Source organism: Rhizobium sp. BK376 (assembly GCF_004341625.1).
Taxonomy (GTDB): domain Bacteria; phylum Pseudomonadota; class Alphaproteobacteria; order Rhizobiales; family Rhizobiaceae; genus Rhizobium.
This window is the reverse complement of sequence record NZ_SLZG01000012.1, coordinates 140,744-162,458: the sequence shown is the minus strand read 5'-3', so window position 1 is coordinate 162,458 and position 21,715 is coordinate 140,744. Positions and strand designations below refer to the sequence as shown.

The following is a 21,715-nucleotide window of genomic DNA, read 5'->3' as shown; positions in this document are numbered from 1 at the left end:
TCCTTAGACTGCCAGGCTCTTGCCGGTTTCGACCGAGAACAGGTGGGCCTGCGACAGGTCGAAACTCGTCTTGATTTGTTCGCCGCTCGCAAGCGGACGCGGATTGAGCATGCGCGACACCCATTCACGGCCTGCAAATTCGACAAAGACCAGCGTCTCGTTGCCGAGCGGTTCGGTAATCGCGACCGGCAGCGTCAGTTCGTGGACATCAGCAGCCTGTCCCGAATGCAGTCCATGGCCGGTCGGGAAGATGTCATCGGGGCGCAGGCCGAAGGCGACCTTGTCGCCCTCCTTGACCTTCGCCTTGAATTGCTCCGGCACCGGCAGCTTGTCGCCATTCGCAAAGACGATCGCGCCCGACTGCACCACACCCTCGACGATATTCATCGGCGGCGAACCGATGAAGCCTGCGACGAAGCGCGTAGCAGGCTTCTTGAAGACTTGATCGGGCGTGCCGACCTGCTCGATATAGCCGTCGCGCATGATGACGATGCGGTCGGCGAGCGTCATCGCCTCGACCTGGTCGTGGGTGACGTAGATGACCGTCGACTGCACCTTGGCATGCAGCTTCTTGATCTCGGTACGCATCTGCGTGCGTAGCTTGGCATCGAGGTTCGACAGCGGCTCGTCGAAGAGGAAGACCTCCGGCTGGCGCACGATCGCGCGGCCCATGGCGACGCGCTGGCGCTGGCCGCCGGAAAGCTGCGCCGGACGGCGATCCATCAGCGCTTCAAGGCTGAGAATGGCCGCAGCCTCGTTGACGCGCTTGTCGATCTCGGATTGCGGCTGCTTGGCGATTTTCAGCGAGAAGCCCATGTTTTCGCGCACCGTCATATGCGGATAGAGCGCGTAGGACTGGAAGACCATCGAGATGTTGCGGTCGCGCGGCGGCAGATCGTTGACGACTGTATTGCCGATTTCGATCGCGCCGCCGGAAACTTCCTCGAGGCCGGCGATCATGCGCAGCGTCGTGGACTTGCCGCAGCCGGAGGGGCCGACCAGCGCGATGAATTCCTTGTCCTTGATGTCGAGATCGATCCCGTGGACGATTTCCAGCGCGCCGTAGCGCTTGACGAGTTTTTTGAGCGAAACCTGAGCCATCGAATTCAACCTTTGACCGCGCCGAACGTCAGGCCGGACACGAGATGCTTCTGGATGATGAAAGTGAGGATGAGCGCCGGGACGATCATGACGACGGCAAGCGCACACATGCCGCGCCAGTCGATCGTGAACTCGGCGGTATAATCGAGCAGGCCGACCGGCAGCGTCTTGGAATTGATCGACCGCGTCAGCTGCGACGCCAGCGCATATTCGTTCCAGCAGGTGAGGAAGGCGAAGATGCCGGCCGACGCGATGCCGGGACCGGCAAGCGGGAACTCCACCTGCCAGAAGGCCTGCCAGCGCGTGCAGCCGTCGATCTGCGCCGCCTCGGCCAGATCCTTCGGCACCTGACGGAAGAAGCCGTCGATCAGCCAGATGGTGAAGGGCACGTTCAGCGCAACATAGGTCAGGATCAGACCGAAATGCGTATCGATGATGCCGATGCGCGAATAGACCATGAAAAGCGGCAGCGACAGTGCGACACCGGGAACCGATCGCGTCAGCATCAGGCCGAGGAAGGCGGCCGACTTGCCCGTGAAGCGGAAGCGGGCGAAGGCATAGCCGCCCGACATGCCGATCGCCAGCGCAATAACGGTCGAGGTGATCGAGATGATCAGCGAATTGCGGAAATAGTCGAAGACTGGAATGCCGCCATGGCCGAGCCCGCCGAACATATCGCGATAGGCTTCGAGCGAGAGTTCATGCGGGATCCAGACCGGCGGTTTCGCCATGATCTCGACGGTGGGCCTCAGCGAGCTGAGGATGATCCAGACGCCCGGAAGGCAGATGATGAGCATCGCGATGAAAAGCCCGACGAGATGCAGGACTTTTCCGATGCGGCGGCGTACGCGTTGTTCAGCGTTGCGATCCATGATTACCACTCCGCTCCGATCTGGGTGCGGGCAAGCGCAAGCTTGCGGAAGAAATAGACGGTGAAGACGATCGAGAGGATGATCGAGACATAGGCCATGGCGTTGGCGAGGCCCATCTGCGCATCGGAATAGGCGGTGCGCCCGACCAGCGTCCACAGGAGTTCGGTGCGCTGCGCCGGACCGCCATCGGTCATGATCTTGACGATGTCATAGGCGCGCGCGACGTCGAGCGAGCGAATCGTCATGGCGATGAAGGCAAAGGGCATCAGGAATGGCCAGGTGACATAGCGGAAGGTCTGCCACGAGGTGCAGCCATCGACGCGCGCCGCCTCGACCGGCTCCTGCGGCATGGCGAGCAGGCCGGCCAGGATCAGGATTGCGAAGACCGATGTCGAAGACCAGACTTCGGCGATCACGATGGAAAGCAGCGCGAGATTGCCGTCGATCAGCCAGGGAATGGCATCGGTAGTGAGCCCCAGTGACTGCAGCGCGTTGTTCACGATGCCGACATTGTCATTGAACATGAACTTGAACTGGAAGCCGACGAGGACGGGCGAAAACATCATCGGAAACATCATCAGCGTGCGCAGCACGCGCTTGCCATGCGTCGCCTTGTTGACGAGCAGCGCAAGACCTAGGCCCAGCAGCATTTCAAGGTTCAACGCGATCGTCAACAAGATGACCGTGCGCACGAAGGCTGCCAGGAAGACTGGATCGGTCAGGATGCGCGTATAGTTGCGCAGGCCGATGAAGACGAAAAGCGTGTTCGGCCGCGTCAGCCGGAAGGGCGTGAAGCTGGAATAAAGAGACAGCAGCAGCGGGAAGATAACCACCGCCGCAAGAACGATGAACGCCGGTAGAAGAAGCAGGACCGGTGGAGATATTTTTTTGAACATTGATGTACCTGTCCGCGCATTCCCGAAAATGAGGAACGCAGTTTCGTGACGCCGCAGCTTGAGGACATTAGCCTTGGCAGACCGGCCGGATGGGTACTGGCCAAAGTCATGTTCAGACATCCGCACCCGTTTCCGGGTGCGGAGCATCGGTCAGGCGATCAGAGATCGCCGGCATCCTTGAGGATATCGGTCGCCTTCTTGGCGGCATCGTCCAGCGCCTGCTTGGAGCTCTTGTCGCCGAGGATGGCGGACTGCAGTTCCGGATAGACGGCGTTGGAGATTTCGATCCATTCCGGCGTGCGCGGAACCGGGAAGGCGTATTTCATGGCTTCCTGGAAGGCGCCGAGCGATTCCTTCTTGTAGGGATCGTTGGCGGCCTGGGCGATATCCCAATCCCAGACAGCCTTGCGGGTCGGCAGCGTGCCGTTTGCCGCTTCGAGCTTCTGGCTGTCTTCGTTGGTCAGCCACCAGACGAGCGATGCAGCCGCATCCTTGTGCTGGCAGGCTTCCGTTACCGAGAAGCCGTGATGGCCGGACCAGCCGGTATGCTTGCCGGAGGAGCCGACCGGCTGAACGACGACGCCGACATTGCCCGCGATCTTCGAGGACTTCGGATCGTTGAAATAGGAGGCCCAGCCGGGCCAGTCGAGGTCAAGCGCCACGGTGCCGGACGCAAAGCCCGCGCCGAGATCATCCCAGAGATAATTGGTGACGCCGGCCGGAACGGCCTTCGCCTTGTACATGTTCACGAACCAGTCGAGCGCGCGTACACCGGCTTCGGAATTGAAGGCCGGCTTCTTGTCCTTGTCGAGATACTCGCCACCCTCGGCAACCAGCATTTCATAGAAGCGACCGTTAATCGCTTCTTCCTTGCCGGGGAACTGGGTACCGTAGAAGTTCGGCGGATTGGCAAAGAAGGTCGACTGGTCGCTGACTTCCTTCCAGGTCTTCGGCGGCGCCAGCTCGTAGCCGAACTTATCCTTGAAAGCCTTCTTCTTGGCTTCGTCGGTATAGAGGCTCTTCTGGTAATAGAGGGCGGAAACGTCGAACTGAGCGCGCGGCAGCATCACCAGCTTGCCGTCGATGGTCGAGGCAGCGATCGTCGAATCGACGAACTTGGCGATTTCGTCGGCCGGTAGCAGCGGCTTCAGGTCCGTATAGAGGCCTTCATAGATCGGCGCGAAGGAAGAGTGGTTGGAACCGACGCACCAGGTGATGTTGCCTGACGCCATGTCGGATTTGATTTCCTTGTCGAGGTCAAAATAGTTCTTCTTCGAAAGAACGTTGACCTTCGCACCGGTCGCCTTCTCCCACTCGCCAATGCGCGCATAGAGCGGCTCATACTGCTGGCCGCCGATGATCTTCGCATCGATCGTCACGCCATCGAATTTTCCGGGCAGATCCGCGGACCATGCCGTGGAACTGGCAAGAAACGCCATCAAACCGGCGACTAGACCGGCTCCCAACTTCTTCATAGGAACTCCTCCCTTGAGCTCGGACCCTCTTGCCCGACAATCGATTTCCAAATATGGATCGATAATTCATATGTAAACATCATATTTATCGAGCGTCAAGCGTTCCGGTCACCGGGTTTGCAAATCATTTTCATTCATATATGAATTCCAAACGGCATGTACGCATGAAGGAAAGATGATGGCCTTGGATGATGAGAACGATCGCTACCGCGCCCCCGCCCTCGACAAGGGACTGGACATTCTCGAGCTGCTGTCGCGGATCGATGGCGGCCTGACCCAGGCCGAAATCGCCAAGCAGCTCGGCAAGAGCCCGAACGAATTCTACCGCATGCTCGACCGCTTGGTGCGCCGCGGCTATGTCCAGCGCCAGGAGGGCGATCGCTTTTATCTGACGCTTAAGCTCTTCGGCCTTGCCCATTTCCATGCGCCGGTGCGCCGCCTCGTCTCCTTCGCGACGCCACTGATGCGCGAATTCTCCAATCGCGCCGAACAAGCCTGTCATCTCGCCGTCTTCGACCGCGGCTCCGTCGTCGTCATCGCCCAGCAGGATTCGCCGACCTATTGGGGCATCTCCATTCGCGTCGGCGCCCAGATCAACCTTTTCAACACCGGTTCCGGCCACATCCTCCTGGCCTTCCGGGATGAAAAGCAGCGGCGTATGATGATCACCGAGCAGCAGCGCCGCGATGACGATATTCCCGAACCCGAGGACCTGAACGAAAAGCTGCAGATCATCCGGGAAAAGGGCTTCGAGACCATGGACAGCCTGCAGACCACGGGTGTCCGAAATATCTCGGCACCGGTTCTGGCGATGGACGGCAATGCGCTGGCGGCCATGACCTGTCCCTATATCCAGCCGGTCAACGGCAACGCGCCGAGCTATGAGAAGGTTATCGAATACGTCTGCGACGCCGCCCGGCAGATCTCCGAGACCGTGGCAGGAACGGTCGACGAAGCGGAGCTATAATTTTTATTTGAATAAACTATTCTTCTGTGAGTATATGTCGATAGCATGTAGGGGAGGATCACCATGCTTTTCGATACGCACCTGCACGTCGTCGACCGTGCGAAGCTGAACTATCCCTGGCTTGCGGGAGCCGGTGCGCTGAACCGCGACAGCCTTTATGAGGAATATGCCCGCGACGCCCATCGCGCCGGCATTTCGGATACGCTCCACATGGAAGTGGATGTCGCGCCGGAGGATATCGAAGCGGAAACCGCCTATATCAAGGAGCTTTCGCGGCAACCGGGCAGCCTGATCCGCGGCGCGATCGCCTCCTGCCGCCCGGAAGAGGATGGGTTCCCGGCCTATCTCGATCGGGTTCTTGCAGATCCCTTCGTCAAGGGATTTCGCCGCGTCCTGCATGTCGTGCCCGATGATCTCTCTGAGGGAGCGCTTTTTCGCGAAAATCTGAAACGCCTTGCCGGCACGCGCCTGACCTTCGATTTCTGTGTCTTGCCCCATCAGATCCAGAAGGCGATTGCGCTGGTCGACCTGAACCCCGGCATCCAGTTCATTCTCGACCATTGCGGCGTTCCCGCCGTCAAGGACGGCGTGAGCGAGATCTGGAAATCGGGCATGACCGAGATCGCCAAGCGGCCTAACGTTACGGTGAAGATCTCCGGCGTCGTTGCCTATGCCGATCCGGAAAGCTGGACTGTCGAGACGCTGCGTCCCTTCGTCGAACACTCAATCCAGAGCTTTGGCTGGGACCGGGTCGTGTGGGGCAGCGACTGGCCCGTCTGCACGCTGGGCGGCGGATTGACCACGTGGATTGCGGCAACCCATGCGCTGACCTCAGGCTGCAGCGCCGATGAACGCGCTCGTTTCTACAACGGCAACGCCAAGCGCATCTGGAAACTCTGAAGCGCTCTGGCTATCCAGCATTGGAAAGATGATCCCATGACCGATAACCGGACGACTGATGACCCGATGACCGCCACAGTCGGCATTTCGAGCACCCACCCAAAGACGATGCCGCAGGATCATGCCTCCCTGCCCGTCTGGAATTCGGAAAACTGGTTCTATGAGGATTTCGAGATCGGTCACAAGATCCGCTCGCTGAGGCGCACGATTTCCGAAGGGGAATCGATGCAGTTCAATGCGCTCGTGCTCGACATGCATCCTTACGTGGGCGACCAGATCTTCGCCGAGACCGAGGGCATGTTCGGCAAGCGGCTCGTTGCGGGCGCCTTCGTCTTCTCCGCTGGCCTCGGCCTCGTCGCGACCAACTGCATCAACGCCTTTTCCTATGGCTACGACAAGCTGCGTTTCATCAAGCCGACCTTCATCGGCGACACGATCTACACCATCCGCACCAATCTCGACAAACAGCCGAAATATGTGGAGCTCGGCCTGATCCGATCCTCCTATGAGGTCTTCAAGGGCGAAGGCGAGCTAGTGCTCTATTGCGAACATATCCAGACGGTCCGCTACAAGAACGGCAGGCCGGCGGATGCACCTGAACTGAAAGGCTGAAGAAAGCCGAATGATGAAGAATATGAATGCTGAAGGCCTGTTGTCCGGCATAACGGTGCTGGATATGAGCCAGTTTCTATCGGGTCCCATGGCAGCACTTCGCCTGGGCGATCTCGGCGCGCGCATAATCAAGATCGAGCGGCCGGATGGCGGCGATCTCTGCCGGCGTCTCTATCTCAGCGACACCGAAATCGGCGGCGACTCGACGCTGTTCCACGCGATCAACCGTGGCAAGGAAAGCATTGCCTTCAACATGAAGGATGCCGACGACCTCAGGGGTATCCATGCGCTGATCGCCAAGGCGGATGTCATCATCCAGAATTTCCGCCCCGGTGTGATCGAGCGGCTCGGCCTCGACTATGAGACGGCGCGCAAGATCAATCCCCGTATCGTCTATGGCAGCATCACGGGCTATGGCACCGCCGATGAATGGCGGCAGTTTCCGGGGCAGGATCTACTGGCCCAGGCCCGCTCCGGCGCCATGTGGCTGAACGGCGAGGCTGACGACGGCCCGGTTCCCTTCGGCCTCGCGGTCGCCGACATGCTGGCCGGCAATCTCCTCGTCCAGGGCATTTTGGCAGGCCTCGTACGCCGTGGCATGACAGGCGAAGGTTCGCATGTCGAAACCAGCCTCATCGAGGCCATGATCGATTTCCAGTTCGAAGTCCTGACCACCCATTTGAACGACGGCGGCCGCCTGCCGAAGAAATCCTCCGTACGCAACGCCCACGCCTATCTCGCAGCACCCTACGGCGTCTACCAGACATCGGACAGTTGGATCGCCGTCGCGATGATGCCGCTTTCCAAGCTCGCGCCCTTGCTCGACTTACCTGCTCTTGCCACCTACACGCCCGAGGAGGCCTTCTCCCGGCGCGACGAGGTAAAGAGCATGATTGCCGGACGGCTCAGGGAAAGGAGCGTCGGGGATTGGCTTGCGATCCTGCAGCCGGCCGATATCTGGGCCGCGGAGGTGCTGGATTGGCCGAAGCTGATGCAGACAGCGGCCTTCCGTCAGCTCGACATGCTGCAGACCGTTACCCGCGGCGACGGCGTCTCCGTCCGCACGACGGCGAGCCCCATCCGCGTCAACGGCGTCAGACACAAGAACAACCGGGCCGCGCCGACGATCGGAAACCAATCCGAAGAGATCAGGGCGGAGTTTATGTCGGGCGGGGAGTAGTTTCAGGGGCATACGGTGCGTGGCGTGCCGTATGCCCCTCATCCGCCTGCCGCAACCACAAGCTCTCAATTCCGCACTCTAACAAAAAAGGCCCCACAAACGGGGCCTTTTCACTATCAAATCACACGTCTACCAACGGAAGATCAAGCCGCGACGGCCTGCAGTTCCTTGGTGACCATGGTGCGCAGGGTGACGAGGTCCTTGGCGAAGTTGCGGATGCCTTCCGAAAGCTTTTCGGTCGCCATTGCGTCTTCGTTCATCATCCAGCGGAAGGTCTTTTCATCCATCTCGATCTTCGCCGCGGGCTTCTTCATGTCGGGCGAAAGCTTGCGCTCGAGCTTGCCTTCGTCCTTCGACAGTTCCTCAAGAAGGTTTGGAGCGATCGTCAGGCGGTCGCAGCCGGCAAGGGCCTCGACTTCGGCGGCGCTACGGAACGAGGCGCCCATGACGACCGTCTTGATGTCGTTGGCCTTGTAGTAGTTGTAGATGTCGCGGACGGACAGAACGCCCGGATCTTCTTCCGGCGTGTAGTCCTTGCCGGTCGACTTCTTGTACCAGTCGAGGATGCGGCCGACGAAAGGCGAGATCAGGAAGACCTTGGCATCGGCGCAGGCAACGGCCTGGGCCTTCGAGAAGAGAAGCGTCAGGTTGCAGTCGATGCCGTCCTTCTGCAGGACTTCGGCAGCGCGAATGCCTTCCCAGGTGGAAGCGAGCTTGATGAGGATGCGATCCTTCTCGATGCCGCGTTCCTTGTAGGCAGCGATGATGCTGTGTGCCTTGGCGATCGAAGCCTTGGTGTCGAAGGAAAGGTCGGCGTCGACCTCGGTCGAGACGCGGCCCGGAACCAGCTTCGACAGCGCTGCACCGACGGAGATTGCAAGACGGTCAGCGACGGCAGAGGCAACGGCTTCGGAAGCGCCGCCCTGCTTCTTGCCCCATGCAACGGCTTCCTTGATGCTGTCGGCAAACATCGGCGTGCCGAGGGCCTTCAGAACGATCGACGGGTTGGTCGTGCAATCGACCGGCTTCAGGCGGGCAACCGCTTCGATGTCGCCGGTATCGGCAACCACCGTCGTGATCTCACGGAGTTGGTCAAGCTTGGATGTCATGGTAGGTATCCTTGTTGAATTGGGACTGTTGACCGGTGCGAAATTCCGTCCGATGTTCGACAGACGGTATGAATTTTTCGGCGGATTTACGCACTTCCCTCTCCACTACCTCGGTAACGATGGGAAAGACGCGATGTTCCAGATGCCGTAAGCGGGCTGGCACCACGATGGAGTTCGGTGACTGCAAGAAGCGCAAATGCCGCCAATGACCGTCCGGCTGGCCAGATGTACCGATTGCCGTTTAACCGCACGATTTGCCCTCCTCGATCGGACAAGGACCCGCTTCCCGACAGACTATCACAATTCCGCCGATGTAAAGTCAAGGACATTTGTGCATTTCAATTGACATAAGTTTCAGGGCATAGAATATCTGGAAAAGAGATCCGAAATCGCAGGAACCGTTCTGCACAATTGCGCAGATTTCGCCTTCTACGGCTGCGATATGAACGGACGAGGTTTCCGGAGGACCTGTGGCCAAACTGAGACGTGGAACACATACCGCCTATTCCGAGACGGCGTCACTCAGGCTTCGTGCTGCCTGGCTTTATTATAATCAGGGTCTCACCCAGAAGGAAGTCGCCGAACAGCTCGGCATCAGCCGCACGACCGTTATCCGTCTTCTGGACGAGGCGATGCGACGCAGCGAAGTGCAGATCTGGATCAACGAGGCGATTGACGATTGCGTCGAACTGGCAATCAAGCTGGAGCGCGCCTATGGGCTCGACGAGGCGATCGTCGTGCCCACTCCGCCAAACAGCAGCGCCGATGCCCAGGCCAAGTGCGTGGGCCTGGCGCTCGGCCAGTTCCTGACCGAAGCCATACCGGACAATTACACGATCGGCGTCGGCTGGGGCCGCACGATGACGGCCTCGCTTTCCAGCTTCCGGCCGCCGCGTCGTGATAATTGCAAGGTCGTCTCCCTGCTTGGCGGCATCGTTGCGGTCCAGCAGACCAATCCGATCGATTATACATGGAGGCTGGCCAGCCAGCTCGGCGCGGAATGCTACATGTTCCTTGCACCGCTGCTGGTCGATTCCATCGAGACCAAACGCAATCTCATCGAGAAATGTGGCTTGGAAGCGATCTATCGCCTGGCCGAGAACCTGGATCTGGCGATCGTCAGCTGCGGCGATATCGGCCCGCATTCGACCTCCCTGTCGGAGGGCTTCATTTCCAAGCAGGAGCTGGATCAGCTGATCGATGCCGGCTGCGTCTGCGACACCATGTTCAATTTCCTCGATGCCGACGGCAATTCCATCGACCACAGCATCAACAGCCGGGTCATGTCGGTCGATCTCGACACGCTGAAAAAGGCCAAGCACATCGTGCTGTCTTCGGGCGGCGCCCATCGCGCAATGGCGATCCGCGCCACGATCAGGCGCATCGGCTGCAACACGCTGATAACAGACGAAAGCGCTGCCGTAGCATTGCTTGGCCTGGCGCAGGCCAAGGCTGCCTGAGGCCATCAGGCCTGCGCAGATTCCCAGCCAAGCATGGCCCGCTTTCGGGTCAGCCCCCAATGATAGCCGGTCAGGTCACCATTCTTGCCGAGCGCGCGATGGCAAGGCACGACGAAAGAGATGGGATTGCGGCCGACTGCGGCGCCCACGGCCCGCATTGCCGTCGGCTGTCCGATATCCCGTGCGATATCGGAATAGGTGACTGCCTTGCCCAGCGGGATCTTGAGCAGGCTCTCCCAGACACGGACCTGGAAATCCGTGCCGATCAGCACGACGCGCAACGGCTGGTCGCATGTCCATTTGCCGGGCTCGAAAATGCGCTCGGCATAGGGCGCGGTTGCCTGCGTATCCTCGACATATTGCGCGTTCGGCCAGCGGCAGGTCATGTCGTCAAGGCAAGCGGCCTCGTCGCCGCTGTCGCTGAAGGCAAGGCCGGCAAGGCCGCGATCGGTTGCCATGACAAGCGCCGTGCCGAACGGTGATTGATGGAAGCCGAAACGGATGACGAGCCCACCGCCCTTCGCCTTCCATTCGCCAGGGGACATGGCCTCATGGGTCACGAAGAGATCGTGCAGACGGCTCGGACCGGAAAGCCCGACTTCGATCGATGTTTCGAGCAGGGGCAGGTTTTCCTGCCGCAACAGCCGCTTGGCATGATCCAGCGTCACTGCCTGCAGGAATGCCTTCGGCGACAGGCCGGCCCAGCGAGTAAACGTCTTCTGCAACTGCGTGGGAGATTGGTCGAGCCGCGCAGCAATCGCCTCCAGCGACGGCTGATCGCGATACTCCTCGGTGATGAGTTCGATGACGCGGCGGACCGTATCGTAATCCGCACCTTCCGGCGTGATGTCCGTCTTGAATTGAGCGATTGCGTTCATGGTCTTTCTCCTTGCCCATGAAATGACCATTCAGGTGCTTCGTTACCACCCGTTTCTTGCCGAAACCGCTAAATTCGCCGCTTTACCGTGGCAAGTGCACCGGTGAACGCTTTTGCGAAGCTCTCGCGATCCTCGGGGCTGAGGAAAGAGCCGATCTCCATGTCGTGCCCCTCGCCGCGAACATGCATCGACCGGATGCCGACGCCCTGCAGCCGCCGCACCAGAAACCGGACCCAGAAGGGATTGAAGCGATGCTCCTCCACCCGGCCCGACGGCGAGACCTTGCGGATGGAGACGTCGGTGCGCGAGACGGTGACCTGCTCGCGAACGCGGCCGGAGCGATAGTTCAGCCAGAATGCGCCGTAGAGAAGGAGGAAATCGGCGCCGAAAAACAGACCGATCGGCCATGCGCCCTGCAGCAAGAACAAGCCGCCGTAAAACAGGCAGAACGTCCCCATAAGTACAAGAAGAACCCTGAACCCTTTCCGCCCGAGTGACCGATAGGGAAAGAGTTCGGCCGCAAAGACCGGCCTGTCGCCATCGGGATCAGTGCCCGGATCGCCTTTGCTCATATCGCCGTTGCGTTCCATCATGGCGCATGAGTATAGGTTTTCCATGGCAAATCCGAAACTCAAATCCACCACCCCGGCCCCACAAAAGACTGTGACCACACGCCGCAAGCCGGCAACGGTCCGCAGCGCCTATTCGAAGGCGGAAGTGGAGGAAATATTCCGGCGTTTCTCTATCCAGCGGCCGGAGCCGAAGGGCGAGCTGGAGCACGTCAACCCTTTCACACTGGTGGTTGCCGTGGCGCTCTCGGCCCAAGCGACGGACGCCGGCGTCAACAAGGCGACGCGTGCCCTGTTCAAGGTCGCCGACACGCCTGAAAAGATGCTGGAACTCGGCGAAGACCAGGTCCGCGACTACATCAAGACGATCGGGCTCTACCGCAACAAGGCAAAGAACGTCATCGCGCTTTCGCAGATGCTGGTCGACAAGTTCGATGGCAAGGTTCCGCAGACGCGCGACGAGCTGTTGATGCTGCCCGGCGTCGGCCGCAAGACGGCAAACGTGGTGCTATCCATGGCCTTCGGGCAGGCGACGATCGCGGTCGATACCCATATCTTCCGCATCGCCAATCGCATCAAGCTTGCGCCGGGCAAGACGCCTGACGAGGTCGAGCAACGGCTCTTAAAGGTTATTCCCGACCACTATCTCTATCACGCACACCATTGGCTCATCCTGCACGGTCGCTATGTCTGCAAGGCCCGCAAGCCCGAATGCGAACGCTGCGTCATCGCTGATCTCTGTCGGTCGCCCGAAAAGACGGTGGACATACCGGCGCCGCTGGTCGCGCTACCGCCGCAATTGATTGGCGAATAGCGGATCGCGCACGCTCAGCAGCTTGTGCAGATGCACCATCATCGCTGCGGCAAACAGCGGTGTCAGCAGATTGACGATCGGCACCGCCAGGAACGCCGCGATGATCAGGCCACCCAGGAAAACCGTCGTTGAATGCTTTGCCCGGAAGGATCGCGCTTCCTCCGGCGAACGAAACCGCATGGCGGCGAATTCGAAGAATTCTCGGCCAAGCAGATAGCCGTTGACCAGGAAGAAGGCGATCAGGTTGATGCCCGGCACGAAGAGCAGGATCAGCGCGATAATATTGCCGACGACCACCACGCCCAGGAATTTCAACGAGCCGATCATGGCCGGAACGAGCGGCATGGCCGTACCCTGCCTGTCGGCCGGATAATCGCGCCGCTCCACGACCTCGGCGATATCATCGAGAAAAAGGCCGGCGACAACAGCAGTGACGGGCGAAAGCAGGAAAGCAAGCCCGAATGCCAGACCCGCGCCTGCGAAAATCGTGAATACAAAGGCGACCCCTCCCGCCCAATCCGGTAGATCCGGAAAGAAGCTTTCGACCCATGGCAGGGCAAAGGCAACGATGGCGCCATGCAAGGCGAGCCATAGCCCGACCAGCAACAGCAGCGTTATGCCAAGTACTTTCCAGAAGAGCTTCCGTGTCTCCGGTGCAAGAAGATTGGCGAGCGCCAGGCGCGCAGCATCGATCACCATACAATAGCCATTCCTAATGGGCAGTTGTTCGCGATGTAATGAGAGATTGCGCCGCCGACAAGGGTCTCCCGCACTGCGGGATAGAATTGAATGCAACTGGCTTATTGTAATGAAGAACACCCTAATATATATTGGGCTACTTTTGAAAACAACAACTTAAACCTGCGAAGCAACCCCCGGGTGTCCCCCACCCGCATCAATTGTTGATGTGTTCAAAGGATCGCCAAATAGATGAGAGACCAGCGAGGCCGACTTGGAAGATCTTAGCCAGAAGCTCAAGCAGTACATGAAATCGGGAACGCCTGCCGAGCGTCGCATCGCCCGGTATTTCTCCGATCATCTGAATGAGCTGCCTTTCGAAACCGCCTCATCCGTCGCCGATCGGCTCGAATTGAGCCCGATGACAGTCGGCCGCTTCCTCAGGGCATTGGGCTATCAGGGGCTTGATGGCATCAAGGTTCATTTGCGCGAGACGGTGGCGCCCACGACGTGGCAGATACCGCATTCCATAGAACAGCTGCAGAAAGACGTGAACGAGGGGCGTCCCTTTGCAGGTCTCATCGCCGAGCAAGTCGAGATGCTCCATCATGTCTATAATCTCGCCGGTCAGCCGCAATGGCTGGATGCCGTCGCCATGGTTCTCGCTTCGAGCGAGGTTTTCGTGGCGACTCACCAGAGCTGCGCAGGACTTGGCCATCATTTCTGCGAGCGACTGACGTCTGCCCGCGACCACGTCTATTTTTCGTCCGGCAACAACGGCAGCTACATCGAACTGCTCGGCCACCAGTCGACGGATGCGATGCTGATCATCATCGATTCGCACCGCTTCTCGAAATCGCGGCTGCTGGCGCGTTCGGCCAGGCGCTCGGGCTACAAGGTCTTGCTTGTAACCGGCCAATATACCGAATGGGCACATGAGTTTGCCAATGCCACCCTTTCCCTCCCTCCGCTGCGCGTAGGCAGCCGGGAAAATATGGTGGCCATGACAGCATTGCTGGAATTCTTCGCCGCAGCCGTTGCTCATTCTGCCGGTGAAGAGGCCGAAGTACGCGCGCGCCGGATCGCTGAACTGGAAGGCATGTTCGCCGACGCACCGTTGCGCTGAAGAGGAACCCTGCGGCTACCAGCTGTTTTTCGCCAACTGCCACTCTCCATCTTCGTCCATCTCGACCCGCTTGTTGCCGCGGTAGAAGATCGGCTTTCCGGTCTTCTTGTCCATGGAGAACCGGCTGGGCGAGAATTTCTGCTTCTCGCCGCCCTGCAGGGCGAGTGCAAGAGCCTCCTTGAATTTCCCGTTTTTGCAAAGGGCGATGAATTCTTCTTCATTCATGGAGCATGACCTGCAAGAGCCGAAACAAGCGTTTCGACGTTTGGTTTGATGTGAGTGCAGTTCTTTGTCACACCGGCCTCACGATGGGAACCCTATGTCGCTTCAACTGCCAAGCGACATCATCGCCCCGATCGGCCTGCTAATCCATCTTTTCCAGCTCGGCGCGATGCCGGTACATGGCCAGAAAACGGCGATAATCGCGATCGTAGATTGCTTTCTTGCTTTCATCGGGCAGCCGTTCATGACCACCCGGATACATGGCAGCACCGGCGGCGGCGATATCGGCATGCAGTCCGCAGGAGACGGAAGCGGCGATCGCAGTGCCGAGCAGAACAGCCTCATTCATGGCAGGCACGATCACCTTGCATCCCGTCACATCGGAATAAAGCTCCATGAGCACGGCGTTTTTGACATGCCCCCCCGCCACATGCAGCGTATCGGGACGATACCCGTATTCATGCATTTTTTCGAGGATATGGCGGATGCCGAGCGCGATGCCGACGCTTGTGCGCCAATAGAGACGGCAGAGCCCGTCGAACGATGTGTCGAGCGTCATGCCACTGATCACGCCGACCCCATGCGGATCGGCAAGCGGCGACCGGTTGCCGTGAAAATCCGGCAGGACATGGATGCGCGCGGCAAAGCCGTCACCCTCGGCGGCGCGCAGTTCCGCAATCCGGGCAACGATGCGCTCATGCAGCGCCGCATTCGGTTCACCGCCGGCTGCATGCATCCGCACGATATGATCGAGCAACGCGCCGGTTGCGGATTGCCCGGCCTCCACCAGCCAAGTGTCCGGGAATACCGCTTCGTAATAGGGCCCCCACATGCCGGTGCTGCGCTTGCGTTCCTTCGAAAAGGCAACGATGCAGCTCGACGTTCCCGCAATCAGGGCCAGTTGCCGCTCGAGCCCGGCTGCATCTCCGGCATAGCCGCCCAGCGCTCCCAGCGCCCCCGCATAGGCGTCAATCATGCCTGCTGAAACGTGGCAGGATTGATCAAGCCCCAGCGCTTCGGCAGCTTCTGCCGTGAGCGTGCCGACGCTGGAGCCGACGGGAGCGGTCTCCTCCGGAAGATTGCCCCGCACTTTCAGGTCCGGAAGCCCGATCAGCTCCAGAAAATCCGCCTGCCAGCCGGGCTTGCGATGGGCGAGATAATTCCATTTCGCCGTCAGGGTGCAGCGTGACCGCGCGAGCGAGCCTGTCGACTTCCAGGTCATGAAATCGGCGAGATCGAAGAAGTAGCCGCTCTTTTCCCAGGTGTGCGGCAGGTTCTTCTTCAGCCACATCAGCTTGGGCATTTCCATTTCCGGCGACATGAAATGACCGGAATATTCGAGCACGCCATGTTCGGTCGTCGTGCAGAAATCGGCTTCCCGCAATGCGCGATGATCGAGCCAGACGATTGTGTCGAAATGCGTGCCGCCTTCGCTGGAAACGCTGATCGGCTGCCCCTGCGTATCGCGCACGACCAGCGAGCAGGTCGCATCGAAGCCGATGGCGCCGACGGCTGATGCATCGACACCGGCGACCGAGCGGGCGTTTCGCACCGCGGCGCATACGGCAGCCCAGATATTTTCGGAATTGTGCTCGGCGTGATTCTCGCGCGGGCGATTCATGAGAATGGGATGCTCGCCCTTGCCAAGCAGCCGCCCCCGCGAATCGAACAACCCGGCGCGGGCACTGCCCGTGCCGACATCGACCGCAACCACATGATCACGCATCAGTTATGAGCCCCGTCCGACCTATGTTTTCGAACAAGGTGTATCAAATCCGGCATCGCGTCAAACACGACTTCAGGGGAAAGCTGCTGCAATTCCGCTCGGTAGCTCGGCGAATGCGCGTGGGATCCGCCGGTGAAAGCAAAGACCGTCATCCCCGCCGCCCGTGCCGCCACGATCCCGGCAGGACTGTCTTCGATGACGATGCAGCGCGATGGTTCGACATGCATTTGCCTGGCGGCATGGAGAAAGAGATCCGGAGCCGGCTTGCCACGTTCCACCATGGAAGCGCTGAAAATGTGGGGATCGAGTCGGCCGAGAAGCCCCGTGATACCGAGCGACAGCCGGATGCGCTCAAGCTGGCTGGAGGATGCCACGCAGCAGGGGATATCAAGGGTATCAATCGCCTCGCCGATCCCATCGATCGGTTTCAGCTCGGTGCGGAAGCGCGCATAGAGATCGTTGCGGATACGGTCGAGAAATTGTTGATCGGCAAAAACGTTGAACTCCGTCTCCAGCGTGCTGATCAACGTTGCAAGGCTTCGACCAAGAAAGCGCTGATAGGCCCCCTCTTCATCGATCTCGATGCCAGCGTCACGCATCGCCTGGACGAGAACGCTGATGGAAATCGGCTCGCTGTCGACGAGCACGCCGTCGCAGTCGAAGATTACGAGCCCTTTTTCCGTATCAGCCATGGCCGATCCAACCTGTGCCTGGTTTGCCGCCGGCGCCTCAAGTTAGGGCGCCGGGTCTTGCTTATGCGAGTTGCGTAAACCGAAGCTTACGCGAAGAAAGCTCCCGCCTATTTCGCCAGCTTGCCGTCGAGATAAAGCTGCAGCGTCGCGCGCGTGCCCTTCTCCCAAAGCGTCTGCAGCGCATCGGCAAAACGCTTGCGGAAGAGGTCGGACTTGGCGACTTCGCCGAAGATGTCTTCGAAGACGAGGAACGCCATCGGATCGTCCTTCGCCTTCACGGCAGCCTCGTGCAGACGGTCGGCGCTGGCATCGTTGAACACGATCTTCTGGCCGCTGTCAGTCGTGCCTTCGAAGTAACGGCACCACAGAGCGGAGACGAGCGCCAGACCGACGATGTCCCGGCCTTGGCGCAGGTTGTCGAGCGTAGAAGGCAGGATGAATTTCGGCTGGCGGTTGGAACCGTCCTGCGCCAGGCGCGGGATCGTATCGGCGATCTTCGGATTGAGCAGTCGATGCTCGATCAGCGCAAAATAATCCGTCAACGAGGTGTTCGGCACCGGCGGCACGATCGGGATGATCTCGTCGTTCTCGAGCTTGGCAAGGAAGGCGCGGATCAGCGGATCTTCCATGGAGTCGTGAACGAAATGAATATCCATCAGCGCAGCCGGATAGGCGATGGCCGCATGGCCGCCGTTCAGGATGCGGATCTTCATGTGCTCATAGGGCGTGACATCGGGAACGAAAGTGACGCCGACCTTCTCGAGCGCCGGGCGACCGAGGGTGAATTTATCTTCGAGAACCCATTGCTTGAACTCTTCGCAATAGACCGGCCAATTGTCCTCGATCTTGAAGGCGTCCTTGAGCAGGTCGATTTCGCGCTGGCCGGTCGCCGGCGTGATGCGGTCCACCATGGCGTTCGGGAAGGCGACATTCGCCTTGATCCAATCGGCAAGATCGGGATCGGAAAGTTTTGCCGTGCCGACAACGGCATTGGTCGTGACCACGCCATTATGCGGAATGTTGTCGCAGGACATGACGGTGAAGGGAGCGATGCCCTTCTCCCGTCGCGCCCTCAGACCAGCGACGATGAGGCCGAAGACGGTCTTCGGCTCATTTGGGTTCTTTCCGTCGGCTGATATCGCCGGATGGGCCGGATTGAACTTGCCTGACGCATCGATGAAGTAGCCGCCTTCGGTGATCGTCAAGGAGACGATGCGGATCGAGGGATCCGCGAGCTTGGCGATGATCGCCTTGGCATCGCCGGGCGGCAGGATGTCGATCATCGGCGCGGTGACGCGCGCCGCCGTCTTGTTGTTGTCCTGCTCGACGATGGTCGTCAGGAAATCCTGCGCCGCAAGCTTTTTGCGCATGGCGGCATCGGACGGGAGAACACCGGCGCCGATGATGGCCCAGTCATGGTCCTGCCCCAGATTGAAAAGATCGTCGAGATAAATGGCTTGGTGGGCGCGATGAAAATTACCGACGCCGAAATGAACAATGCCGGCCGAAAGCTTCGACCGGTCATAAGCCGGGATAGTCGCCGTTGCCGACACGTCCTTTAGTGTTGCCAGCGATAGTTTCGTCATGACTCAAGTCCTTCTGAAAGGTCTTTATATGCGGCAACCTCCGGGGTTCCCGCAGGATAAACCCGGGCCTTCTCTGGTCCGGGCACGTCTCTCATGTGCCGCAGGATCTGCGGACAGCAGGCGATCAGATCGACAGGCCCTTGTCGTTGAATTTGTGAATGCGGGTCTTGTCCGGCGTCAGATAGACGATATCGCCGGCGCGGGACGCAAAGTCGCCGCTGCCACGGGCCGTAACCGGGCCGATCCCTTCGACATCCACATGCAGGAAAGTGTCGGAGCCTAAGTGTTCGGCCACGGTGATCCTGCCCTTCCAGTCGCCGCTCTCATGCGAGAGGATGAGGTGTTCAGGGCGGATGCCGATCGTGTGGACGTTCAAACTTTGCGCAGGCGCACCGCTGACAAGGTTCATCTTGGGCGAGCCGATGAAGCCCGCGACGAAGAGATTGCGCGGGTTCTTATAGAGTTCCAACGGCGAACCGACCTGCTCGATGTTGCCGCGGTTCAATACGACGATCTTGTCGGCCATGGTCATCGCCTCGACCTGGTCGTGGGTGACGTAGATCATCGTCGTCTTGAGCTGCTGGTGTAGTTCGCTGATTTCGAGGCGCATGTTGACGCGCAAGGCCGCATCGAGGTTCGACAGCGGCTCGTCGAACAGGAAGGCCGAAGGCTGGCGGACGATCGCTCGACCGATGGCGACGCGCTGGCGCTGGCCGCCCGAAAGCTGGCGGGGTTTGCGCTCCAGATAATCCGTCAGGTTCAGGACGCGGGCGGCATCGGCGACCTTACGGTCGATTTCGGCCTTATCCATGTTCGCCATCTTCAGGGGGAAGGCGATATTGTTGCGCACACTCATATGCGGATAGAGCGCGTAGGATTGGAAGACCATCGCAAGACCGCGCTCCGAAGGCGGCCTAGCCGTCACGTCCTTGCCGTCGATAACGAGCTTGCCGGCCGAAAGATCCTCGAGGCCGGCGATCAGGCGCAGCAGGGTCGATTTTCCGCTACCGGACGGACCGACGAAGACCACGAATTCGCCATTTGCGATCTCGAGATCGACGGATGGAATGACCTGGACGTCTCCGAAGACCTTCGAGACTTTTTGAAGGGTAATGCTGCCCATGTTTCTCTCCCTGGAGTCTTTATTTTACTGCGCCGAAGGTCAGGCCGCGGACGAGTTGCTTTTGGCTGAACCAGCCGAGAATGAGGATCGGCGCGATCGCCATGGTCGAAGCCGCCGAAAGCTTGGCGTAGAACAGGCCTTCCGGGCTGGAATAGGAGGCGATGAACGTCGTCAACGGCGCCGCGTTCGACGTGCTGAGATTGAGCGTCCAGAAGGCTTCGTTCCATGCCAGGATGATGTTGAGCAACAGCGTGGACGCAATGCCCGGAACCGCCATCGGCGTCAGCACATAGACGATCTCCTTCATCAAGGTCGCGCCGTCCATGCGAGCCGCTTCGAGGATTTCGCCGGGAATTTCCTTGAAGTAGGTGTAGAGCATCCAGACAATAATCGGCAGGTTAATGAGCGTCATTACCCCGACCAGCCCGATCCGGCTGTCCAGCAGACCGGAATTGCGGAAGATGAGGTAGATCGGAATGAGCGCGCCGACCGGTGGCATCATCTTCGTCGACAGCATCCACATCAACACGTCTTTGGTGCGCTTCGTCGGCGAGAACGCCATGGCCCAGGCGGCCGGAATGGCGATGATCAGGCCGATGATTGTAGAGCCGAAGGCGATGACGACCGAGTTGAAGAAGTGCAGGAAATAGTCCGATCGGGCCTGCACCTCGGAATAATTCTCCGTCGTCCAGTGGAAGAAGAGGAAGGATGGTGGCGAGGCGACCGCTTCCCCTTCCGTCTTGAAGCTGGTCAGGAACGTCCACAGGATCGGGAAGAAGATCAGGAGGGCCAGCGCCCAGGCGATGACCGAGATGACAACCTTGCGGCGGGTAGAAACGCTACGTGCCATCTCAAGCCTCCAGATTCTTGCCGACGATGCGGACGAGGAAGATCGCGACGATATTGGCAAGGACGACGGCGACGATACCACCTGCCGATGCGCCGCCGATGTCGAACTGCAACAGGGCCTGCGAATAGACGAGATACGTCAGGTTCGTGCTGTCGGTGCCCGGGCCGCCATTCGTCGTGACAAGGATTTCTGCAAAGACCGAAAGCAGGAAGATCGTCTCGATCAGGATCACGACCGTGATGGCACGAGCCATATGCGGCAGGATGATATAGATGAACTTCGAGATCGGGCCGGCTCCGTCCATTTCGGAGGCCTCCTTCTGCTCCTCGTCGAGCGACTGCAGTGCAGTCAGCATGATCAGGGTCGCAAAGGGCAGCCATTGCCAGGCGACAATGATGATGATCGACAAAAGCGGAATGGTCGCAAGCCAGTCCAGCGGCTGCAGTCCCACCAGCTTGAACAGGTATGCGAAGAGCCCGTTCACCGGGTTCATGAACATGTTCTTCCAGACCAGCGCCGCAACTGTCGGCATGACAAAGAACGGCGCAATCACGAGAATGCGCACGATCCCCTGGCCGAACATCGGCTGATCGAGAAGAAGGGCAAAGGCGATGCCGCCGACGATGGTGATCACGAGCACGCCGGCAACGAGCAGCAGCGTGTTGAGCAGCGCATCGAAGAAGGCCGGATCGGTCAGGAAGTATTGGTAGTTGGTAAAGCCGATGAATTCGTGTTCGCCGGGATTGAGCAGATTGTAGTTCAGCGTCGAGAAATAGATCGTCATGACGAGCGGGACGATCATCCACGCGAAAAGAAGGAGAACCGAGGGCGCCATCATCAGGCGCGCGGAGGAACGGGTGTGTAACGTCGCCATGGCAA

The 21,715-nt window shown here is 59.5% G+C and carries 22 protein-coding genes; 7 read left to right on the top strand and 15 right to left on the bottom strand.

Features of this window, described 5'->3' with window-relative positions; all coding sequences use genetic code 11:
* Positions 1 to 3 precede the first annotated feature (3 nt).
* The 4 genes from ugpC to EV561_RS24235 form a co-directional block, all read right to left on the bottom strand.
* Entirely contained in the window at positions 4 to 1,101 is a 1,098-nt protein-coding gene (ugpC, locus tag EV561_RS24250; RefSeq protein WP_132525260.1) for a sn-glycerol-3-phosphate ABC transporter ATP-binding protein UgpC, read from the bottom strand.
* A 5-nt stretch (positions 1,102 to 1,106) separates the two neighbouring features.
* On the bottom strand, positions 1,107 to 1,973 hold the full coding sequence (locus EV561_RS24245) for a carbohydrate ABC transporter permease (protein ID WP_132525258.1): 867 nt from the start codon (positions 1,971 to 1,973) through the stop codon (positions 1,107 to 1,109).
* A 2-nt stretch (positions 1,974 to 1,975) separates the two neighbouring features.
* Positions 1,976 to 2,869: a sugar ABC transporter permease gene (locus EV561_RS24240; RefSeq protein ID WP_132525256.1), complete on the bottom strand. Its 894-nt coding sequence runs from the start codon at positions 2,867 to 2,869 to the stop codon at positions 1,976 to 1,978.
* Positions 2,870 to 3,027: 158 nt separating this feature from the next.
* Positions 3,028 to 4,344: an extracellular solute-binding protein gene (locus EV561_RS24235; protein ID WP_132525254.1), complete on the bottom strand. Its 1,317-nt coding sequence runs from the start codon at positions 4,342 to 4,344 to the stop codon at positions 3,028 to 3,030.
* Positions 4,345 to 4,522: 178 nt separating this feature from the next.
* On the opposite strand from EV561_RS24235, the gene EV561_RS24230 reads away from it, so the two are divergent.
* The 4 genes from EV561_RS24230 to EV561_RS24215 all read left to right on the top strand — a co-directional run bounded on the left by EV561_RS24230 (position 4,523) and on the right by EV561_RS24215 (position 8,003).
* Positions 4,523 to 5,311 (top strand): IclR family transcriptional regulator, encoded by a 789-nt coding sequence (locus EV561_RS24230; RefSeq protein ID WP_132525252.1) that lies wholly within the window; start codon positions 4,523 to 4,525, stop codon positions 5,309 to 5,311.
* 63 nt (positions 5,312 to 5,374) lie between these two features.
* Entirely contained in the window at positions 5,375 to 6,211 is an 837-nt protein-coding gene (locus EV561_RS24225) for an amidohydrolase (protein ID WP_132525250.1), read from the top strand.
* A gap of 66 nt (positions 6,212 to 6,277) precedes the next feature.
* Complete coding sequence (locus EV561_RS24220) at positions 6,278 to 6,823, top strand: MaoC family dehydratase (protein ID WP_132525334.1); 546 nt, start codon at positions 6,278 to 6,280, stop codon at positions 6,821 to 6,823.
* Between the two features lie 13 nt (positions 6,824 to 6,836).
* Positions 6,837 to 8,003 carry a CaiB/BaiF CoA-transferase family protein gene (locus EV561_RS24215; RefSeq protein WP_132525332.1) on the top strand — a complete coding sequence of 389 codons (1,167 nt, stop codon included), beginning with the start codon at positions 6,837 to 6,839 and terminating at the stop codon, positions 8,001 to 8,003.
* A gap of 143 nt (positions 8,004 to 8,146) precedes the next feature.
* Here EV561_RS24215 and tal read toward each other — a convergent pair whose 3' ends face one another.
* Positions 8,147 to 9,112 carry a transaldolase gene (gene tal, locus EV561_RS24210; RefSeq protein WP_132525248.1) on the bottom strand — a complete coding sequence of 322 codons (966 nt, stop codon included), beginning with the start codon at positions 9,110 to 9,112 and terminating at the stop codon, positions 8,147 to 8,149.
* Between the two features lie 470 nt (positions 9,113 to 9,582).
* On the opposite strand from tal, the gene EV561_RS24205 reads away from it, so the two are divergent.
* The gene (locus EV561_RS24205; RefSeq protein WP_132525246.1) at positions 9,583 to 10,572 is read left to right on the top strand and encodes a sugar-binding transcriptional regulator; all 990 of its coding nucleotides are present in this window, start codon (positions 9,583 to 9,585) and stop codon (positions 10,570 to 10,572) included.
* Between the two features lie 5 nt (positions 10,573 to 10,577).
* On the opposite strand, the gene EV561_RS24200 is transcribed toward EV561_RS24205, so the two are convergent.
* Together EV561_RS24200 and EV561_RS24195 are read right to left on the bottom strand one after the other, a co-directional pair.
* Positions 10,578 to 11,450: a bifunctional helix-turn-helix domain-containing protein/methylated-DNA--[protein]-cysteine S-methyltransferase gene (locus EV561_RS24200; RefSeq protein ID WP_132525244.1), complete on the bottom strand. Its 873-nt coding sequence runs from the start codon at positions 11,448 to 11,450 to the stop codon at positions 10,578 to 10,580.
* A gap of 68 nt (positions 11,451 to 11,518) precedes the next feature.
* The gene (locus tag EV561_RS24195; RefSeq protein ID WP_132525330.1) at positions 11,519 to 12,043 is read right to left on the bottom strand and encodes a DUF2244 domain-containing protein; all 525 of its coding nucleotides are present in this window, start codon (positions 12,041 to 12,043) and stop codon (positions 11,519 to 11,521) included.
* Positions 12,044 to 12,065: 22 nt separating this feature from the next.
* On the opposite strand from EV561_RS24195, the gene nth reads away from it, so the two are divergent.
* On the top strand, positions 12,066 to 12,833 hold the full coding sequence (gene nth / locus EV561_RS24190) for an endonuclease III (RefSeq protein WP_132525242.1): 768 nt from the start codon (positions 12,066 to 12,068) through the stop codon (positions 12,831 to 12,833).
* On the opposite strand, the gene EV561_RS24185 is transcribed toward nth, so the two are convergent.
* Complete coding sequence (locus EV561_RS24185; protein ID WP_132525240.1) at positions 12,807 to 13,532, bottom strand: sulfate transporter family protein; 726 nt, start codon at positions 13,530 to 13,532, stop codon at positions 12,807 to 12,809. The genes nth and EV561_RS24185 overlap by 27 nt on opposite strands.
* 253 nt (positions 13,533 to 13,785) lie before the next feature.
* Between EV561_RS24185 and EV561_RS24180 the strand changes: the two genes are divergently transcribed.
* Complete coding sequence (locus tag EV561_RS24180; RefSeq protein WP_132525238.1) at positions 13,786 to 14,637, top strand: MurR/RpiR family transcriptional regulator; 852 nt, start codon at positions 13,786 to 13,788, stop codon at positions 14,635 to 14,637.
* A 15-nt stretch (positions 14,638 to 14,652) separates the two neighbouring features.
* Here EV561_RS24180 and EV561_RS24175 read toward each other — a convergent pair whose 3' ends face one another.
* From EV561_RS24175 to EV561_RS24145, 7 genes are all read right to left on the bottom strand, one after another.
* Positions 14,653 to 14,862 carry a hypothetical protein gene (locus EV561_RS24175; RefSeq protein ID WP_132525236.1) on the bottom strand — a complete coding sequence of 70 codons (210 nt, stop codon included), beginning with the start codon at positions 14,860 to 14,862 and terminating at the stop codon, positions 14,653 to 14,655.
* A gap of 139 nt (positions 14,863 to 15,001) precedes the next feature.
* Positions 15,002 to 16,585 carry an FGGY-family carbohydrate kinase gene (locus EV561_RS24170; RefSeq protein WP_132525234.1) on the bottom strand — a complete coding sequence of 528 codons (1,584 nt, stop codon included), beginning with the start codon at positions 16,583 to 16,585 and terminating at the stop codon, positions 15,002 to 15,004.
* Complete coding sequence (locus tag EV561_RS24165) at positions 16,585 to 17,277, bottom strand: HAD family hydrolase (RefSeq protein ID WP_132525232.1); 693 nt, start codon at positions 17,275 to 17,277, stop codon at positions 16,585 to 16,587. Before EV561_RS24165 ends, EV561_RS24170 begins: the two co-directional genes overlap by 1 nt.
* A 107-nt stretch (positions 17,278 to 17,384) precedes the next feature.
* Positions 17,385 to 18,863, bottom strand: coding sequence for a mannitol dehydrogenase family protein (locus EV561_RS24160; protein ID WP_132525230.1), 1,479 nt, complete (start codon positions 18,861 to 18,863; stop codon positions 17,385 to 17,387).
* A 124-nt stretch (positions 18,864 to 18,987) separates the two neighbouring features.
* Positions 18,988 to 19,986, bottom strand: coding sequence for an ABC transporter ATP-binding protein (locus EV561_RS24155; RefSeq protein WP_132525228.1), 999 nt, complete (start codon positions 19,984 to 19,986; stop codon positions 18,988 to 18,990).
* A gap of 19 nt (positions 19,987 to 20,005) precedes the next feature.
* Complete coding sequence (locus EV561_RS24150) at positions 20,006 to 20,836, bottom strand: carbohydrate ABC transporter permease (RefSeq protein ID WP_132525226.1); 831 nt, start codon at positions 20,834 to 20,836, stop codon at positions 20,006 to 20,008.
* Between the two features lies 1 nt (position 20,837).
* Positions 20,838 to 21,710: a sugar ABC transporter permease gene (locus tag EV561_RS24145; RefSeq protein WP_132525224.1), complete on the bottom strand. Its 873-nt coding sequence runs from the start codon at positions 21,708 to 21,710 to the stop codon at positions 20,838 to 20,840.
* Between the last annotated feature and the right edge of the window lie 5 nt (positions 21,711 to 21,715).

Coding starts and splice junctions, on each gene's coding strand:
- ugpC (WP_132525260.1), bottom strand. CDS start 1,101: ATGGCTCAGGTTTCGCTCAAAAAACTCGTCAAGCGCTACGGCGCGCTG.
- EV561_RS24245 (WP_132525258.1), bottom strand. CDS start 1,973: ATGGATCGCAACGCTGAACAACGCGTACGCCGCCGCATCGGAAAAGTC.
- EV561_RS24240 (WP_132525256.1), bottom strand. CDS start 2,869: ATGTTCAAAAAAATATCTCCACCGGTCCTGCTTCTTCTACCGGCGTTC.
- EV561_RS24235 (WP_132525254.1), bottom strand. CDS start 4,344: ATGAAGAAGTTGGGAGCCGGTCTAGTCGCCGGTTTGATGGCGTTTCTT.
- EV561_RS24230 (WP_132525252.1), top strand. CDS start 4,523: ATGGCCTTGGATGATGAGAACGATCGCTACCGCGCCCCCGCCCTCGAC.
- EV561_RS24225 (WP_132525250.1), top strand. CDS start 5,375: ATGCTTTTCGATACGCACCTGCACGTCGTCGACCGTGCGAAGCTGAAC.
- EV561_RS24220 (WP_132525334.1), top strand. CDS start 6,278: ATGACCGCCACAGTCGGCATTTCGAGCACCCACCCAAAGACGATGCCG.
- EV561_RS24215 (WP_132525332.1), top strand. CDS start 6,837: ATGAAGAATATGAATGCTGAAGGCCTGTTGTCCGGCATAACGGTGCTG.
- tal (WP_132525248.1), bottom strand. CDS start 9,112: ATGACATCCAAGCTTGACCAACTCCGTGAGATCACGACGGTGGTTGCC.
- EV561_RS24200 (WP_132525244.1), bottom strand. CDS start 11,450: ATGAACGCAATCGCTCAATTCAAGACGGACATCACGCCGGAAGGTGCG.
- EV561_RS24195 (WP_132525330.1), bottom strand. CDS start 12,043: ATGATGGAACGCAACGGCGATATGAGCAAAGGCGATCCGGGCACTGAT.
- nth (WP_132525242.1), top strand. CDS start 12,066: ATGGCAAATCCGAAACTCAAATCCACCACCCCGGCCCCACAAAAGACT.
- EV561_RS24185 (WP_132525240.1), bottom strand. CDS start 13,532: ATGGTGATCGATGCTGCGCGCCTGGCGCTCGCCAATCTTCTTGCACCG.
- EV561_RS24175 (WP_132525236.1), bottom strand. CDS start 14,862: ATGAATGAAGAAGAATTCATCGCCCTTTGCAAAAACGGGAAATTCAAG.
- EV561_RS24170 (WP_132525234.1), bottom strand. CDS start 16,585: ATGCGTGATCATGTGGTTGCGGTCGATGTCGGCACGGGCAGTGCCCGC.
- EV561_RS24165 (WP_132525232.1), bottom strand. CDS start 17,277: ATGGCTGATACGGAAAAAGGGCTCGTAATCTTCGACTGCGACGGCGTG.
- EV561_RS24160 (WP_132525230.1), bottom strand. CDS start 18,863: ATGACGAAACTATCGCTGGCAACACTAAAGGACGTGTCGGCAACGGCG.
- EV561_RS24155 (WP_132525228.1), bottom strand. CDS start 19,986: ATGGGCAGCATTACCCTTCAAAAAGTCTCGAAGGTCTTCGGAGACGTC.
- EV561_RS24150 (WP_132525226.1), bottom strand. CDS start 20,836: ATGGCACGTAGCGTTTCTACCCGCCGCAAGGTTGTCATCTCGGTCATC.
- EV561_RS24145 (WP_132525224.1), bottom strand. CDS start 21,710: ATGGCGACGTTACACACCCGTTCCTCCGCGCGCCTGATGATGGCGCCC.